The organism is Streptomyces sp. NPDC057616, assembly GCF_042800575.1.
Lineage (GTDB): Bacteria > Actinomycetota > Actinomycetes > Streptomycetales > Streptomycetaceae > Streptomyces.
In genome coordinates this window covers 121,527-136,579 of the sequence record NZ_JBHVGU010000016.1, presented here as the reverse complement: position 1 = coordinate 136,579, position 15,053 = coordinate 121,527, and the positions used below count along the sequence as shown (strand labels likewise).

At 71.7% G+C, this 15,053-nt stretch carries 18 protein-coding genes; 10 read left to right on the top strand and 8 right to left on the bottom strand.

The genetic code is table 11. The features are described from left to right. Nucleotides 1-28: 28 nt before the first annotated feature. Nucleotides 29-241 carry a hypothetical protein gene (locus tag ACFU97_RS21585; protein WP_384258804.1) on the top strand — a complete coding sequence of 71 codons (213 nt, stop codon included), beginning with the start codon at nucleotides 29-31 and terminating at the stop codon, nucleotides 239-241. A gap of 9 nt (nucleotides 242-250) precedes the next feature. On the opposite strand, the gene proP is transcribed toward ACFU97_RS21585, so the two are convergent. After that, nucleotides 251-1,708: a glycine betaine/L-proline transporter ProP gene (gene proP / locus ACFU97_RS21580; protein WP_384258940.1), complete on the bottom strand. Its 1,458-nt coding sequence runs from the start codon at nucleotides 1,706-1,708 to the stop codon at nucleotides 251-253. A gap of 262 nt (nucleotides 1,709-1,970) precedes the next feature. After that, entirely contained in the window at nucleotides 1,971-2,417 is a 447-nt protein-coding gene (locus ACFU97_RS21575) for an SRPBCC family protein (protein ID WP_384258802.1), read from the bottom strand. A 127-nt stretch (nucleotides 2,418-2,544) separates the two neighbouring features. Between ACFU97_RS21575 and ACFU97_RS21570 the strand changes: the two genes are divergently transcribed. Together ACFU97_RS21570 and ACFU97_RS21565 are read left to right on the top strand one after the other, a co-directional pair. Then, complete coding sequence (locus ACFU97_RS21570; RefSeq protein WP_384258799.1) at nucleotides 2,545-2,943, top strand: YybH family protein; 399 nt, start codon at nucleotides 2,545-2,547, stop codon at nucleotides 2,941-2,943. Between the two features lie 76 nt (nucleotides 2,944-3,019). Next, nucleotides 3,020-3,235 (top strand): hypothetical protein, encoded by a 216-nt coding sequence (locus tag ACFU97_RS21565; protein WP_384258797.1) that lies wholly within the window; start codon nucleotides 3,020-3,022, stop codon nucleotides 3,233-3,235. 80 nt (nucleotides 3,236-3,315) lie between these two features. On the opposite strand, the gene ACFU97_RS21560 is transcribed toward ACFU97_RS21565, so the two are convergent. Next, nucleotides 3,316-3,483, bottom strand: coding sequence for a hypothetical protein (locus tag ACFU97_RS21560; protein WP_384258795.1), 168 nt, complete (start codon nucleotides 3,481-3,483; stop codon nucleotides 3,316-3,318). 56 nt (nucleotides 3,484-3,539) lie between these two features. Here ACFU97_RS21560 and ACFU97_RS21555 point away from each other — a divergent pair, with 56 nt between their 5' ends. Beyond that, nucleotides 3,540-3,677, top strand: coding sequence for a hypothetical protein (locus tag ACFU97_RS21555; RefSeq protein ID WP_384258793.1), 138 nt, complete (start codon nucleotides 3,540-3,542; stop codon nucleotides 3,675-3,677). Here the strand turns inward: ACFU97_RS21555 and ACFU97_RS21550 are convergent. Continuing rightward, nucleotides 3,622-4,542 carry a PhzF family phenazine biosynthesis isomerase gene (locus ACFU97_RS21550; RefSeq protein ID WP_384258791.1) on the bottom strand — a complete coding sequence of 307 codons (921 nt, stop codon included), beginning with the start codon at nucleotides 4,540-4,542 and terminating at the stop codon, nucleotides 3,622-3,624. The genes ACFU97_RS21555 and ACFU97_RS21550 overlap by 56 nt on opposite strands. Nucleotides 4,543-4,625: 83 nt before the next feature. Between ACFU97_RS21550 and ACFU97_RS21545 the strand changes: the two genes are divergently transcribed. After that, nucleotides 4,626-5,501: a LysR family transcriptional regulator gene (locus tag ACFU97_RS21545; RefSeq protein WP_384258789.1), complete on the top strand. Its 876-nt coding sequence runs from the start codon at nucleotides 4,626-4,628 to the stop codon at nucleotides 5,499-5,501. 11 nt (nucleotides 5,502-5,512) lie between these two features. Here ACFU97_RS21545 and ACFU97_RS21540 read toward each other — a convergent pair whose 3' ends face one another. Then, nucleotides 5,513-6,049: a hypothetical protein gene (locus ACFU97_RS21540; protein ID WP_384258787.1), complete on the bottom strand. Its 537-nt coding sequence runs from the start codon at nucleotides 6,047-6,049 to the stop codon at nucleotides 5,513-5,515. 418 nt (nucleotides 6,050-6,467) lie between these two features. Next, the gene (locus ACFU97_RS21535) at nucleotides 6,468-7,259 is read right to left on the bottom strand and encodes a S1 family peptidase (RefSeq protein WP_384258785.1); all 792 of its coding nucleotides are present in this window, start codon (nucleotides 7,257-7,259) and stop codon (nucleotides 6,468-6,470) included. Between the two features lie 265 nt (nucleotides 7,260-7,524). On the opposite strand from ACFU97_RS21535, the gene ACFU97_RS21530 reads away from it, so the two are divergent. The 4 genes from ACFU97_RS21530 to ACFU97_RS21515 all read left to right on the top strand — a co-directional run bounded on the left by ACFU97_RS21530 (nucleotide 7,525) and on the right by ACFU97_RS21515 (nucleotide 11,355). Beyond that, nucleotides 7,525-8,109 (top strand): sigma-70 family RNA polymerase sigma factor, encoded by a 585-nt coding sequence (locus ACFU97_RS21530; protein ID WP_384258783.1) that lies wholly within the window; start codon nucleotides 7,525-7,527, stop codon nucleotides 8,107-8,109. Continuing rightward, nucleotides 8,106-8,858, top strand: coding sequence for an anti-sigma factor domain-containing protein (locus ACFU97_RS21525; protein ID WP_384258781.1), 753 nt, complete (start codon nucleotides 8,106-8,108; stop codon nucleotides 8,856-8,858). Before ACFU97_RS21530 ends, ACFU97_RS21525 begins: the two co-directional genes overlap by 4 nt. A 182-nt stretch (nucleotides 8,859-9,040) precedes the next feature. After that, nucleotides 9,041-10,633, top strand: a complete 1,593-nt coding sequence (locus ACFU97_RS21520; protein WP_384258779.1) for a sulfite oxidase — start codon at nucleotides 9,041-9,043, stop codon at nucleotides 10,631-10,633. A 68-nt stretch (nucleotides 10,634-10,701) separates the two neighbouring features. After that, nucleotides 10,702-11,355: a fasciclin domain-containing protein gene (locus tag ACFU97_RS21515; protein ID WP_384258777.1), complete on the top strand. Its 654-nt coding sequence runs from the start codon at nucleotides 10,702-10,704 to the stop codon at nucleotides 11,353-11,355. Between the two features lie 63 nt (nucleotides 11,356-11,418). On the opposite strand, the gene ACFU97_RS21510 is transcribed toward ACFU97_RS21515, so the two are convergent. Next, the gene (locus ACFU97_RS21510; protein WP_384258775.1) at nucleotides 11,419-12,117 is read right to left on the bottom strand and encodes an NAD(P)-dependent oxidoreductase; all 699 of its coding nucleotides are present in this window, start codon (nucleotides 12,115-12,117) and stop codon (nucleotides 11,419-11,421) included. 222 nt (nucleotides 12,118-12,339) lie between these two features. On the opposite strand from ACFU97_RS21510, the gene ACFU97_RS21505 reads away from it, so the two are divergent. After that, nucleotides 12,340-13,536 carry a serine hydrolase domain-containing protein gene (locus ACFU97_RS21505; RefSeq protein ID WP_384258772.1) on the top strand — a complete coding sequence of 399 codons (1,197 nt, stop codon included), beginning with the start codon at nucleotides 12,340-12,342 and terminating at the stop codon, nucleotides 13,534-13,536. Nucleotides 13,537-13,569: 33 nt separating this feature from the next. On the opposite strand, the gene ACFU97_RS21500 is transcribed toward ACFU97_RS21505, so the two are convergent. After that, entirely contained in the window at nucleotides 13,570-15,015 is a 1,446-nt protein-coding gene (locus tag ACFU97_RS21500; protein ID WP_384258770.1) for a DHA2 family efflux MFS transporter permease subunit, read from the bottom strand. Nucleotides 15,016-15,053 lie beyond the last annotated feature (38 nt).

The following is a 15,053-nucleotide window of genomic DNA, read 5'->3' as shown; positions in this document are numbered from 1 at the left end:
CAGCGGCGTCGCTGAGGGGATGATGCGGATGATCGTCATAGCGGTTCTGGTGCTGCCCATGGTGGCCGCGGTCCTGCTGCTGATGGACCGGGTCGAGGACTGGATGAGCACGGCCCCGTCGGTCCCCCGGCACGCGGGCGAGCGTCGGCATCTGAGCCTGATTCCCGGCGGGACGTCCGACGCGCACGCGGAGGGGGCGACGACGGCGCCGTCGCCCGAGAGCCGCGAGCAGGCCGCCTGACTCCCTGGATCAGACCTTCTGCCGAGTCGAGCGGTACAGCTCCTCGGAGGTGGAGAGCAGTTCCCGCTGCTCGTCCTCGGAGCCCACCATCGGCTGGGAACCGTGGAGCGGCACCTGGGCGCTCTCCGGCAGGAACTTCACCGTCACGAGCCCGATGACACCGGCCAGCATCAGGTAGTACGCGGGCATCAGGTCGTCGCCGGTGACGCTGACCAGCGCCGCCGTGACCAGCGGGGTGGTGCCGCCGAAGGCGGCCACCGCGATGTTGAAGCCGATGCCCATGGCCGCGTAGCGCACGGCGGTGGGAAAGAGCGCCGGGAGTGTGGCGGCGCTCGGCGCGGCGAAGCAGGCCAGCAGCGTCGACAGGATCAGGACGCCGAAGATCGGCGGCCAGGTCCCGTGCATCTTGATGAGCTGGAAGGACGGGATGGCCAGCACGATCATCGCCGCCGCCGCGACCGCGTAGACGGGACGCCGGCCGACGTGGTCGCTGAGGCGGCCGATGAAGGTGATCAGCAGCACGATCCACACCATGCCGATGAGCACCAGCAGGTCGGCGGAGGAGCTGGACCGGTTCAGCGTCTCGGTCTGGTACGTGGGCAGATAGCCGGTGACCATGTAGTTGGTGACGTTGTACAGGAGCACCAGGCCCATGCAGATCAGCAGGCCCTGCCAGTGGTTGCGCACGATGGCCTTGAACTCGCTTCCGGCCGACGTCTGGGCGAGGCTCTTCTCGTGCTCGTCGAGCTGCTGCTGGAAGGCGGGCGACTCCTCCAGCTTCAGCCGCATGTAGAGGCCGATCGCGCCCAGCGGCCCCGCGATCAGGAAGGGGATCCGCCAGCCCCACGCGAGCATCTGGTCGTCGCTCAGCGCGAGGTTCAGCACGGTGACCAGGGCGGAGCCGAGCGCGTAGCCGACGAACGTGCCGAAGTCCAGCCAGCTGGACAGGAAGCCGCGGCGGCGGTCGGGGGAGTACTCGGCCACGAACGTGGTGGCGCCGCCGTACTCCCCGCCGGTCGAGAAGCCCTGGACCATACGGGCGAGCAGCAGCAGGATCGGCGCCGCGATGCCGATGGTCGAGTAGCTGGGGATCAGGCCGATCGCGAAGGTGCCGATCGCCATCATGATCATGGTGGTGGCGAGCACCTTCTGCCGCCCGAGCCGGTCACCGAGCGGCCCGAACACCAGCCCGCCCAGCGGCCGTACGACGAAGGCGGCGGCGAATGTGGCGAACGAGGAGATGACCTGGGCGGCGGGTGAGGCTCCGGGGAAGAAGACCTTGCCGATCGTGGCGGCGAGGTAGCTGTAGACGCCGAAGTCGAACCATTCCATGCAGTTGCCGAGCGCGGAGGCGCCGACGGCGCGCCGCAGCAGCGGCGGCTCGACGATCTGGATGTCCTCCTTGCGCAGCGCGCGCCTGTTGCGGCGGAGTCTGCGGGTCAGTTCTTCGCGGACCTGGGGTGGCATGTCCGCCACGCCGTCCCGTAGCCGCTCTCCGCCACGAGAGCCGTCCCGGGGGTCCTTGGGGATCGCACTCACCAGGCACGCCACCTTGCTCGATCGATCGTGTTGCAGCGGTTTCCGTCGTCCGCGGCGCACGGAAGGCGGGCTTCCGGCGCGTGACAGAACGGCTGCCCGGAAGAGCGTCGTTCACGCGTGCAACCACCTGAACGGGCTGCCGCGCCTCTTCCGCATCATGATCACGATCGAGCGGGCGCGCAAACGGTCCTCAGGAGGCCTCCACGGCCGCCTTGATGCGCTGTCCGAAGGCGGGCGCGTCCTTGCGCGCCGCGCTCAGTGCGAGCCCGACCAGCAGCTTTCCCAGGCCGTGGCCTTCGAGAACGTTGAAGATCCGCACCTTGGTCGTGCCCGGTCCGGTGGACTCGAGGTCGTAGCCGCCCTCGTTCGCCGTCACGATGTTCTTGGAGATCTCCGCCCAGCGGATGCGGTTCGGAGCCTCGAACTCGGTGATCCGGAACTGCCGGCCGGTCTTCATGCCGGCGTCCTTGACGGTGCTCGTGAAGACGGTCCCGACCGCCGTCGGCCCCTCCGGGTTCTTCGTGATGGCCTGGACCCTCGGGCTGAACTTGGGGTCGTTCGTCCCCGCGGAGAGAAACGCGAAAACGTCCTCGATGGGGCGGTTGATCTCGGCTGTCGCCTCGAATTGACCGGCCACGATTCCTCCTGTGCCGCGATCGCCGGAACTCCGGCTGAGTGCCTGCTGATGGGCCGAGCACCGACAGCGTATCCGCGCCGCGTCGGTTGCGCTGCGCCGAACGGCGAGCCCGGCGCATCATGAAGGCATGACCGACCACGACGGCTTCCTGGCGTGGGTCAGGACCGCCCTGTACGAGGCGGAGGTCGCGCTGCACAACGGCGACGCGGCACCGCGCCGGGCGCTGTGGTCGCGCGACGAACCCGTGAGCGTCCTCGGGGCGTGGCGCAACGCCTACGGCCTGCAGCAGGTCGACCAGCTCTTCACCCACCTGGAGAAGAGCTTCTCCGACTGCACGTCGTACGTGTTCGACCTCCAGTCGTACGACGTCGTGGGAGACATGGCCTACACGACGGGCCTGGAGCACACGTCCACCTCGGTCGACGGGGAGCCGCGCACCTACACCCTGCGGGTCACCCAGGTGTACCGCCGGGAGGACGGCGAGTGGAGGGTGGCCCACCGCCATGGCGACACAGTCGGCGAATGACGCCGGGTGGCCGGCCGCGCGAGCTTCAGCCATGCTGGCGCGGGGCGGCACTCTTTCATGCGACAAGGAGCACCGTATGCCGACGGACGCGGTCGAACGATTCCTGGCGGCCCTGGACCCGGAGCACCGGGAGACCGTCGGCGCCAGATCGCACCAGGAGCAGGAACGCCTCGCGGCGGCCTGGGAGGAGGAGCTCGCGTCGGACGACGAGCTCGACACCCTCGACGAGCTGTCGCCGCCGGCGGCGGAGGCCGAGGCGGCCCGCCGCGTCCTGGAGCGCGGGGCCGGCTGACGGACGGCTCTGTTCGCGTCGGCGGCAGCCCCGGGCACCGACCGGGGGCCACCGCCGACACCGTGTGCCGCGGTGAGGAGTCAGACCTTGCCCTTGCCCACCACCCACCTGCCGTGCACCCAGTTGCCGACCGTCTCGTAGCCGGAGCGGGGGTACGCCGGACGGCTCGCGGTGACCTTGCCGCCGCTGTCGAGCGACCTGGTCAGCGGACTGGCCGGCGCCTTGCCCCGGGTGACCCGGTCGACCACGGGTCTGCAGCGGTACGCCCCTGGGCGAACCCGTCGCCCTGGGCGGCCCGTTCGTGATGAACAGCGAGGAGGAGATCGCCACGGCGTTCACCGAGTTCCACGCGGGCGCCTTCGGCCCGGCCGACGAGCCCGGCTCGCCTACGACCGCTGAGCGGATCCGCCGGCGTCGACGATCGGCACGGCCCCTCCGATGACCCGCGTGCGCGTGTCCTGCGGGTCGACGTCGATCAGCAGGTCGCTGGGGCGGCCCATGTCCTCGCCCTGGCGGATCGAGATCCTGGCCGGCGAGGTGACGAGCCCCAGGGTGCGGAGGTATCCGCCGAACGCCGCGGCCGCCGCCCCGGTCGCCGGATCCTCCACGACGCCGCCGACGGGGAACGGGTCCCGGGCGTGGAAGTGCTCCGGCGACTCGCGCCACACCAGGTGGACGGTGGTCCAGTCGTGCCGCCGCATCACCTCGGCGAGGCCGTCGAAGTCGTAGTCCAGCTTCGCCAGCCGGGCCCGGGAGGCGGCGGCCAGCACGAGGTGGTCGTTGCCGCCGAACGCCACGTGCGGCGGCAGCTCGGGGTCCAGATCGCCGGGGGACCAGCCCAAGGCGGCCAGCGTCGCGTCCAGTTCGGCGTCAGAGGCGGGGCGTGAACGAGTGGCCACGCTGGTGAGCGTGGCCAGCACAGCGCCGTCGTCGTCCACCCTGGTGGCGACGGGGATCTCACCGGCGGGCGTGTCGAGGACGATCTCGCCGGGGCCGAGCCGTTCGGCGAGAGCGACCGCGAGGGCGACGGTCGCGTGCCCGCAGAACGCCACCTCTGCGAGCGGGCTGAAGTAGCGCACCCGGAACCGGCGCGCCTCCTCGTCCCCGCCGGTGACGAACGCCGTCTCCGAGTAACCGACCTCGGCGGCGACCGCGAGCATCGCGGCCTCGTCGAGCCGGGAGGCGTCGAGCACGACTCCGGCCGGGTTGCCGCCCGCCGGGTCGCGGGTGAAGGCCGAATAGCGCAGGGGCCGGGCAGCCGGCTCGCGGTGGTTCACGGGGCTTGTTCCGCTCGCTTCGGTGGTCATGGCTCCACGCTGCCACCCTTCGCCGATTCAGTCCAACGATTGATGGTGAACCGATCCATCGACGAATCGCATAGGCTGGCCTTGTGGACACCCGCCTGCTGCACACCTTCACGACCCTCGCGCGGACCGGCAGCTTCACGGCCGCCGCCGCCGAGCTGCACCTGGCGCAGTCCACGGTCACCGTCCACATCCGTTCCCTGGAACGGGAGTTGGGCACCCGGCTCTTCGACCGGCTGCCCACGGGGGCACTCATCACCGAGTCCGGCAGGCGCCTGCTGGAGCGGGCCGAGGACGTCCTGGACGCCGTGGCACGGCTGAAGGCCGACGGTGACGGGGCCCTCGGCGGGCGGGTGGTCGTGGGCGCCCCGGAGTCACTGTGCTCCAGCCGGCTGCCCGGCGTGATCGCCGCGCTGCGCGCCACCCACCCCGAGGTGGACATCGGCCTGTACGCGGCCGGTACCGCCGGATGCGTCGAGGGCCTGCGGTCCGGGCGTCTCGACCTCGCGCTGCTGCTGGAGGAGGAGGCCGACTACCCCGACGTGACCTCCGAGCCGGTCGCCCGTGAGCCTCTCGCGCTCGTCTGCGGCCCCGGCCACCCGCTGGCCGGGCGGGAGCGGGCGGCGGACTGGGCGCAGCTCGCCGCCGAGGACTTCTTCCTGCTGGAACAGGGCTGTTCCTACAGCGACGAGCTGGAGCGACGGCTGCTCGCCGTGCCCGGCGCCCGGCCGCGGCTGACGCGGTTCGGAAGCGTGGACGCGGCCCGTTCCTGCGTCTGCGCCGGACTGGGCCTGGCCCTGCTGCCGCTCACGACGGTGCAGGAGCACCTGGACCAGGGGCGGTTGGCACGGGTGAACGGCCCCCGGATCGCCGACGTCCCGGTCCGGCTGGCCCGGCACCGCAGACGGTGGACGGCACCGGCGGCCCAGACGTTCGCCCAGGCGCTGGTCTCCTCGCGCTAGCGCCGGGCCGCTCAACCGTCATCGAGCCAGGGCCGGTTGGCGGTCGCCTCGCGTGCCACGCGCCGCCACTCGGCCTCGCCGCCCGGCAACGGCCATGCCCAGGTGGGCCGTTGCTCCGTGTGCAGCTCCCGGAGGCGGCGGGCGAGTGGCGGTCCGGCGACGGCGGCACCGTCGGGGACGTGGCCGCCGTGGACGGTGCGGAGCTCGGCGAAGCGGGCCAGTTCGGTCTCGTAGCGGCGCACCGCCTGCTCGGTGCCCGCGGCCACCTCGTCGTACGGCGCCGTGCGGTGCATATGCAGCAGCGAGGGAGTGACCGACTCGGCGATCGCGGCGGCGAGGCGCGCGTGACCGCCGACGACCAGATGGCAGTCCAGGCCGCTGACCCACCACAGCAGCACGGGCGGGCGCGTCCCGTCGTGCGCCTGCTTGCGGTACGCCTTGACCCGGTCGTCCCGCGCGTCGGGCATCGGGCGCAGCGGGAGAATCTCCCAGGAGCCGGAGTGGACGTACCAGTCGATGTACCCGTCCGGATGGCCTTCGACGAGCATGGACCCCCCAGTACTCGCCCAGTGGCCTGTGGCCGTGGTTCCAGCGCAGGAGCGGGCTGTCCGGCGAGAGCAGCCAACGGCCTTCGTGCAGGGGACTGTTGGCCGCGTCGAGCAGGTGTCCGGCGAAGCGGTGGGCCCAGCGGTCCGGACGGCCGGCCAGAGCGCGCGCCGTGGAGGCCCGCAGCGGAGGGACGAGCGAGCGGTAGGCGTCGGTGCGCCAGAACTCCACCCCGCCGTAGTCCTGTTCGGCGGCGGCCAGGAGGACGGGCAGCGACCGCTGCGCGAGCAACAGCCGCCGCCCCGTGCTGAACAGGCACACCCGGCCGGCTGCGCGCGGCGACCTCGAGGGACAACGCCGTCCAGGTGCCGTCGTCCCGAGTGATGTCGGTGCGCCTCATGCCCAGACCCTGGACCTCGGTCAGGAGGTGGGGAGGCCCAGGTCCGCGGCGACCGAGTCGGCGCGGACGAACACCGACACCGGGAACTGCTCGTCGCAGTACTTGTTGCCGGACGACACGATGCCGACGACCTTGCCGCCGCTGACCAGCGGTCCGCCGGAGTCGCCCGGGCAGATGCTGTCGGTGGTGCCCGGCCGCGGCATGCCGCACAGCATCGCCGCGGGGTCGGTGTCCGAGTCGGTGTAGGGCTCGCAGTCGGCCACGGGGGACAGGACCAGCCTGGCCTGCTTGAGCCGGGTGGCGGTGGTGCCGGGTCCGGTGCGGCCCCAGCCGAGCACGGTGGCCGTACGGCCGTCCGCGACCAGCCCCGCGTCCTTCGGGCCCGCCACCGGGATCGTCCGGTAGGGCATGGGCCGGTCGAGGGTGAGCACGGCGGCGTCGTAGGCGTAACCGGGCATGCTGTAGCGCGAGTCCAGCCGGTAGGAGGCGATCTTCCGCACGGTGCCGCCGGTGCCGTCCACCTTGGTGCGGCCGCCGACGACCCGCAGTGCGGAGACGTCCCCGGCGTTCTGCACGCAGTGGCCGGCGGTGAGCACCTTGGTGGGGGCGACGAGGGTGCCGCCGCAGAACTGGCTTCCGTCGAGCTCGATCAGCATCGCGTACGGCCGGGCGTCGGTCGTGGCCGGACCGCCGCCCTTGATCGCCGAGGCGGGGGAAGCGGCGGCCCAGAGCGCGGCCACGGTGAGAGCGGCGGTGACGGCGGCCGCGGCGCGCCTCGAGGAACGTGCGGGTCTGACGGAGCGGAACGGCATGTCGGTCTCCCCTGAGCGGGTGGCGCGCTGCCCGGACGGGCCGCGCATCCTGTGGTCGCCGGTGAGGACGTGCCGCAGGCGCCGGTCGGTTTCAGGGACCAACCAAGTGGCTCAGGAGCCGAGTTCGTCATCCCGCGGGACCTCCGGCGCCGCCGGGTCGCCGCCCGGTCCGGCTCCACCTGCGTTCTTCTTCGCCGCGAGAGCAATCCGCGGGCGTCTCGGCCTCGGATTACCGCCGGACATGTCCCGACGACGGAGGACCCCCGTGAAAGAAGCCGTGCACATCGGCAGAAGCCCCTCGGCGGAACCGGACCTGCAGGAGCTGGTGGGCCGGGTGGCTCTGGGCGACGAGGACGCGTTCGCCTCGGTGTACGACGCCGTGGTGAGTCCGGTCCTGGGAGCCGTCCGCGCCGTCCTGCGCGACCAGGCGCAGTCGGAGGAAGTCGCTCAGGAGGTCCTCGTCGAGGTGTGGCGCACCGCTCCCCGGTACCGCCCCGACCGGGGGACGGCGATCAACTGGATCCTCACGCTCGCGCACCGCCGCGCCGTGGACCGTGTGCGCTCGGTGGAGGCCGCGGCCGCCCGCGACCGCAAGGCCGCACTGCTGGACCACACGCCCGACTACGACGTGGTGACCGAACAGATCGAGGCGCGGCTGGAGCGGGAACAGGTGCGGCGCTGTCTGCGCACCCTGACCGAGGTCCAGCGCCAGGCGGTCACCCTGGCGTACTACCGGGGGCTGACGTACCGGCAGGTGGCGGAGGCGCTGGCGCTTCCGCTGGGCACCGTGAAGACCCGCCTGCGCGACGGGCTCATCCGGCTGCGCGACTGCCTGGGGGTGACGGCATGACCACCGCCGACCTGCACCGCATGACGGGGGCCTACGCGCTGCACGCCCTGTCCGACGAGGAGCGCGCCGCGTTCGAGCGGCACCTCGCGACCTGTGAATCCTGCGCCCAGGAGACTGCCGAGCTGTGCGCCACCGCGGCCCGCCTCGCGCTCGCCGTCTCGGTCCCGCCGCGTCCGGCGCTGCGCGAGCAGGTGCTGCACGGCATCACCACCGTCCGGCAGGAGGCCCCCGGCGGGCCGCTCCCGATCCACACCGGGCACGCGGCTTCGCGCGGACGGATGCTGTCCCGGTGGGCGTTGGCCGCATGCCTCGCGGCGGCGGCCGCGCTGGGCGGCACGGCGGTGTGGCAGCACCAGCGCGCCGAGGACGCCACGAGCCGGGCGCACCGGGCCGAACAGGGAACGGACGAGATCGCGGCCGTCCTGTCCGCGCCGGACGCCAGGACCCGGGCCGCCGGACTGGGCGACGGCGCCACGGGAACCGTCGTCGTCTCCGAGAGCCAGGACAAGGCCGTGTTCGTCGTCTCCGGGATGGCACCGCCCCCCGGCGGCAAGGTCTACCAACTGTGGTTCGACGACAAGGGCACCATGCGGTCCGCCGGACTCATGGACCCCGGCCGCAGCAGCCAGGCCGTCCTGCTGCACGGTGCCGTCGACGGTGCGTCGGGCATGGGTGTGACCGTGGAACCCGCGGGCGGCTCGAAGAGCCCCACCTCGGCTCCGGTCGCCCTGATGAGCTTCCCCACCTGACCGCGCGCATTTCCCCTCCCGGCGTGGCGGAACGGAATTGGCCTGCCCGAAATCGGCTCGCGGTGTATACCCCCAATATTCGATGATCCGTGGCCGATGCGGGTGCGGATTGGTCCGGGAAAAAGATTCATCCGATCGGGCGGTGGACCAATCCGGAGGCCTTTCGGATTCGGATTCCCCACGTGACCGAGGACGAGAAGCAAACGCGACGACGCCGCGGCCCGACGCGGCCGGCCCTGGGTGCACTCTGCGGTGTCCTGGCCGGATTCGCCGCCCTCGCGGTCGCCGAACTCGTGTCGGCGGCGGTCCGTCCGCAGGCCGGTCCCGTCGTCGCGGTCGGCGGTGCGGCGATCGATCGCACGCCGCCCGCGGTGAAGGACTGGGCGATCCGGAATTTCGGCACGAACGACAAACTGATGCTCCAGCTCGGAATCCTCGCCGTACTCACGCTTTTCGCGGCTCTGCTGGGAATGGTCGCCCTGCGATTCCGGTATATCGGTGTCGCGGGTGTTCTGCTCCTCGGCGTCGTGGGGGCGGTCGCTGCGACGAGCCGCCCCGACTCGGCCGGCCCGTCCGACGCCCTGCCCTCCGCGGTGGGTGCTGTCGCGGCAGCCGTCCTCCTGTACCTCCTCGTCGGTCGCCTCTCGCCGCGGGCGTCGTCCACGGAGGACGGTCACGGGCCGGACTGGGACCGCCGCGGGTTCGTGATCGCAGCGACGGCCGCCGCCGCGGCGTCGGCGGGGGCCGGGGCGCTGGGACGCACGCTGAACGCTGCCGGCGGACGCGACGCGGCCGCCTTCCGCGACAAGGTCGTCCTGCCGGCACCCGCGTCCGCCGCCCCCGCCGTGGCCAGGGGCGCGCAGGTGCGGATCCCGGGCGTGAGCCCCTTCGTCACCCCGAACGCCTCCTTCTACCGGGTCGACACGGCCCTGGTGGTGCCCAAGCTGGACGCGGCGGCCTGGCGGCTGCGCATCCACGGCAAGGGCGTCACCCGCCCCCTCACCCTCACCTTCGACGCTCTCCTGCGACGTGGGCTGGTCGAGCGGGACATCACGCTCACCTGCGTGTCGAACGAGGTCGGCGGCCCCTACGTCGGCAACGCCCGCTGGATCGGCGTACGCCTGGCCGACCTGCTGGCCGAGTGCGGAGTGCGGCCGCCGTCGAAGGGAGGCCCGGCCGACCAGCTGGTGGCCCGCTCGGTGGACGGCATGACCATCGGCAGCCCGGTCGAGGAGGTCATGGACGGCCGCGACGCACTCCTCGCACTCGGCATGAACGGCGGCCCCCTGCCCTTCGCCCACGGCTTCCCCGTCCGCATGGTGGTGCCCGGCCTCTACGGCTACGTCTCCGCCTGCAAGTGGATCAAGGACATCGAACTCACCACCTTCGACGCCTACGACCCCTACTGGGTCAGGCGGGGCTGGGCCCGCCAGGCGCCCGTCAAGACCCAGTCCCGTATCGACACCCCCAAGCCCTTCGCCCGCCCGAGGGCCGGCACCGTCATGGTCGCCGGCGTGGCCTGGGCCCAGCACCGCGGCATCGAGAAGGTCGAGCTGCGCGTCGACGACGGGCCCTGGCAGGAGGCCCGCCTCGCGGCCGCGGACTCCCGCGACACCTGGCGCCAGTGGTCCCTCCCCTGGCGGGCCACCAAAGGCGGTCACACCCTCACCGTCCGCGCCACCGACCGCACCGGCCAGGTGCAGACCGCCCGGCGCACCCGGACCATCCCCGACGGCGCGAGCGGCCACCACTCCGTGGTCGTGACCGTCGACTGACCCCCAACCACCCTTCCCCGCACCGCACAAGAGCAGCTCATGCTGCGACAACCCCAAGGAGAAACACGATGAACCCCCGCATCCGCACGCGCCGTACCGCCCTCGTCCTGGCCGCCGCGGCCGTGCTTCCGCTCGCGTTGAGCGCCTGCAGCGACGACAACGGCGGCTCCGCGAAGGCCGGTTCCGCGCCGAAGTCCACCGCGACCGCGGCGGACAACGGCATGGGCAGCAGCGCGTCGCCGATGGACGAGCCGTTCGGACCGGCCTGTTCGTCCGTGCCCAAGAGCGGCGCCGGCTCCTTCGACGGGATGGCCAAGGACCCGGTGGCCACCGCCGCGTCCAACAACCCGGCCCTGTCCACCCTGGTCACCGCGGTCAAGAAGGCCGGACTGGTCGACACCCTCAACAACGCCCAGAACATCACGGTGTTCGCGCCGACCAACGACGCCTTCGCCAAGATCCCGAAGGCGACGCTGGACAAGGTGCTGGCCGACAAGGCCCAGCTGACGAAGATCCTCACCTACCACGTGGTGGGCCAGAAGCTGGCGCCGAAGGACCTCGATAACGGCTCCTTCACCACCCTGGAGAAGTCGAAGCTCACCACGTCCGGTTCGGGTGAGTCCTACACCGTCGACAAGTCCGCCAAGGTCGTCTGCGGCAACGTCAAGACCGCCAACGCCAACGTCTACATCATCGACAGCGTCCTGATGCCCACGAGCTGACGGCCCGTCGGCCGCCGGGCGTCACGCCGACGACGCCCGGCGGTCGACGCCGTCCCGGCGGCGTCATGCCCTGGCGCCGAACGCCTCCTTGCGGATGACGTCGAGGATGCTCGGCACGCCCTGCGAGGTGCGGACGTCGACGAAGGTCCGCACGTGACCGTCGCCGGTCGCCTCGCGCAGCAGTGCGTCCGCCAGATCGGCGCGGGAGGTGAAGCGGCCGGGCAGCCGTGAGGTGGCGATCCGGTAGCCGCTGACGGCCTCCGCGTCGAACAGGCCGGCGGGCCGGACGACCGTCCACGCATGCTCGCTGTCCCGAACGATCCGCTCCATGCGCCGCATGTCGTCGTACACGGTGCGTCCGACGGTGCGCGCGATGAGGGGTTCGAGCACCTTCCGGAAGAAGAAGGTCTCGCCGGGCGCCGGCACGCCGAAGAGTACGGTCGACGTCACGCAGACCAGACGCCGTACGCCGTGCTTGGTCATGGCCTGGGTGATGTGGGTGACGCCCTCCGAGTACACGGTGACCGGTTCGCGGCCGAACGGAACCCCGAGCGCCGAGATCACCGCCTCCTGCCCGGCCACGCAGCCTTCGACGGCGGCCGGATCGAGTACGTCCGCGCCGGCCACCCGCAGCAGCCGGTGGCTCAGCGGGAAGTCCTCGGGGTGCCGTGTGACGGCGGTGACCGCGTGTCCTGCGGCGATGGCCTGCGCGGTGACCTGCCGTCCGGTCGCTCCGTTCGCCCCGAATACGACGAGCTTCATGTGCGTTCCCCTCTCCTGCGGTTGTCGTCGTATGGGAGGAGTGCGGGGCGCCGAATGTGACACCCCGCGTGCGCGAGGGACAGGGGACAGCACCGGGGCCGGCCGCCTGGCGCCGAACGAGTGGACTCGTCCGCACACCCTCCGGAAGCGGGCCCGCGCGGCGAACGGCCACTGATCATGGTGCCGTTCCGCCCGAGCCTGCCTACGGAAGAGGCGCCCGACATGCGACGTACCGCCCACCGCCGACTGATCGCCGCGACTCTGCTCGCGGCCTCCGTGCTGATCCCGGCGGCGGCTCCCGCCGCGGTCGCGCACACCGCGAAAGCCGGCCGGAACGGCCAGGACGACTGCCCGCCAGGCGGTCTCGGCACGGAGACCAACTCCCGGCTGGACACGGCGATCGAGGACGTCCGCCGGCAGGCGGGCATCCCCGGTGTCGTCGTCGGGCTCTGGATGCCGGGCAAGGGATGCTACGTCCGCGCGACGGGCGTCGCCGACACCGCCACCGGCAGGCCGATGCGCACCGGCTCCTTCCTGCGGATCGGCAGCGAGACCAAGACCTTCACGGTCACCGCCCTGCTGGAACTGGTGGACCAGCACCGGGTGCGGCTGGACGACCCGATCTCGCGCTACGTCCACGGCGTGCCCAACGGCCACCGGATCACGCTGCGCCACCTCGCCGAGATGCGCAGCGGCCTGTTCCCGTACACCTCCGACGCCGACTTCATCCACGACCTGCTGAGCGACCCGAAGCGTTCCTTCACCCTGCGGGAGGTGCTCGCGTACGGTTTCCGGCACGACAACACCTTCGCGCCGGGGGCGCAGTTCGAGTACTCCAACACCAATCTCGTGCTGCTCGGCCTGGTGGTCGAGAAGGTCGGCGGACAGCGCCTCGCCGACTTCATCCGCACGCGGGTCCTGCGGCCGTCCCGCCTGGCGCACACGCTGCTCCCGCGGGGGGCGGAGTTCCCCGAGCCGCATCCGCGCGGCTACACGAACCAGACGCTGAGCGGCACGGTCGCCGACGCCACGGACTGGAACCCGAGTTGGGCCTGGGCGGCCGGGGCGATGATCTCGAACCTGCACGACCTGCGGCGCTGGGCGAAGATCGTCGCCACCGGTGAACTGCTCACCCCCGGGACGCAGGCCCAGCGCCTCAAGACGCTGCCGACCGGCTTCCCCGGCACCAGCTACGGCCTCGGCATCTTCGAGACCAACGGCTGGATCGGCCACAACGGTTCCATCCCGGGCTACGAGACCGTGACCGTCTACCTGCCCTCCAAGAAGGCCACCCTGGTCATCATGATCAACACCGACACCGCCTACCAGGGCCAGGAGCCGTCCACCCTCCTGGCCCGGGCGGTCACGGGCGTCGTGACGCCGGAGAACGTGTACGACGGGGAGGTCGTCTCGCACTAGGCGCGGTCCTGCGGACCCGGCGCTCATTTCGTGTCACCCGTGCGCCTGCTGTGCGTGCCTCGGCAGCAGGCCCACCAGCAGGAAGGTCAGCAGGTTCAGGGCCGCGGCGATACCGAAGACCAGTTCCGCGGCGGTGAACCAGGAGTGGGTCGACGGGTGTCCGACGCGGGCGAGGAACACCGTGCCGAGGGCGGCGACGCCGATCGCCCCGGCGAACTGCTGGACCGCGTTCAACAGGCCCGCGCCGGTGCCGACTTCCTCCGTGGTCGCGTCGCCGATGATGAAGTCGACGAGGGGCGCGAACACGAGGCCGGAGCCGAATCCGGTCAGCAGCAGCGAGGGCGCCACCTTCCAGACCGTGATGTCGGCCTCCCAGTGGGCTATGGACCACCACAGGGCCAGCAGGCCGGCGACGGCCAGGGACAGCCCGAGGTGCAGGGTGGCGCGGCCCAGCTTCTCGGCGAGCACCGCGCCCGCGAGCAGGACGGCGACGGCGGTCCCGAGGGCCCAGGGGATGAGCGTGAGGCCGGTGCGCAGCGGCGTCCAGTGCATGCCCTGCTGCAACAGCAGGTTGATGACGAGGACGAACGCGCTGAGCGAGGCGTAGAACCCGGCCACGATGACCAGGCCGACGACGAAGCTGCGCTTGCGGAACAGCGTCGGTGTGATCACGGGGTGGCTGCTGCGTCGCTGGGACACGACGAACAGGGCGAGCAGGACGACCGCGGCGGCCATCATCCCGTAGGTCCAGGCGGGCCAGCCGAGTTCGCGTCCCTGGATGAGCGGGACGATCAGCAGCGCGGAGGCCGCGGTGAGCAGGCCGACGCCGGTGAGGTCGAGACGGGCGCAGCGGTCCTCTCCGCCGTGGTGCGGCAGGACGCGCCGGCCGAGCAGAAGGGCGGCCGCACCGAAGGGGACGTTGATCAGGAAGATGGAGCGCCACTGGCTGCCGAACAGGTTCAGGTGCAGCAGCCAGCCGGCCAGGATGGGCCCGGCCACCATGGTCAGGCCCATCAGCGGACCGACCGGCGTGAGCGCCTTGCGCAGGTGCTGGGGCGGGAAGACGACCTTCACCAGGGCCAGGCCCTGCGGGATCATCACCGACCCGCAGAGTCCCTGAAGTGTGCGGGCGACGATCAGGAAGACCACGTCGGGGGCGAGACCGCAGGCCAGTGAGGCCAGGGTGAACCCGGTCATGCCGAGGAGGAACAGCCGCCGGCGGCCGAGCAGGTCGCCGAGCCGTCCCGAGGTGACCAGTCCGAGGGCGAAGGCGGCGGTGTAGGCGCTCAGCACCCACTGGACCGTGACCTGGCCCCCGTCGAGATCGGCGCGGATGGACGGGCCGGCGAGGTTGGCGATGCTGGAGTCGATCAGATCCATGATGTCGGCCAGGACCACGACGGCCAGGACGAGCCACGCGGTGCGCAACGGCAGCGGGCTGATGGTGGGCGCTTGGGATATGTGCTGGTCAGTAGACACGAACACTGTTCTACAGCAGAGCGATGTTCCGAGCAAGG

Excerpts from the sequence above, each read along its gene's own strand:
- ACFU97_RS21585 (WP_384258804.1), top strand. The coding sequence starts at position 29 with ATGATCGTCATAGCGGTTCTGGTGCTGCCCATGGTGGCCGCGGTCCTG.
- proP (WP_384258940.1), bottom strand. The coding sequence starts at position 1,708 with ATGCCACCCCAGGTCCGCGAAGAACTGACCCGCAGACTCCGCCGCAAC.
- ACFU97_RS21570 (WP_384258799.1), top strand. The coding sequence starts at position 2,545 with ATGACCGACCACGACGGCTTCCTGGCGTGGGTCAGGACCGCCCTGTAC.
- ACFU97_RS21565 (WP_384258797.1), top strand. The coding sequence starts at position 3,020 with ATGCCGACGGACGCGGTCGAACGATTCCTGGCGGCCCTGGACCCGGAG.
- ACFU97_RS21555 (WP_384258793.1), top strand. The coding sequence starts at position 3,540 with ATGAACAGCGAGGAGGAGATCGCCACGGCGTTCACCGAGTTCCACGCG.
- ACFU97_RS21550 (WP_384258791.1), bottom strand. The coding sequence starts at position 4,542 with ATGACCACCGAAGCGAGCGGAACAAGCCCCGTGAACCACCGCGAGCCG.
- ACFU97_RS21540 (WP_384258787.1), bottom strand. The coding sequence starts at position 6,049 with ATGCTCGTCGAAGGCCATCCGGACGGGTACATCGACTGGTACGTCCAC.
- ACFU97_RS21535 (WP_384258785.1), bottom strand. The coding sequence starts at position 7,259 with ATGCCGTTCCGCTCCGTCAGACCCGCACGTTCCTCGAGGCGCGCCGCG.
- ACFU97_RS21525 (WP_384258781.1), top strand. The coding sequence starts at position 8,106 with ATGACCACCGCCGACCTGCACCGCATGACGGGGGCCTACGCGCTGCAC.
- ACFU97_RS21515 (WP_384258777.1), top strand. The coding sequence starts at position 10,702 with ATGAACCCCCGCATCCGCACGCGCCGTACCGCCCTCGTCCTGGCCGCC.
- ACFU97_RS21510 (WP_384258775.1), bottom strand. The coding sequence starts at position 12,117 with ATGAAGCTCGTCGTATTCGGGGCGAACGGAGCGACCGGACGGCAGGTC.
- ACFU97_RS21505 (WP_384258772.1), top strand. The coding sequence starts at position 12,340 with ATGCGACGTACCGCCCACCGCCGACTGATCGCCGCGACTCTGCTCGCG.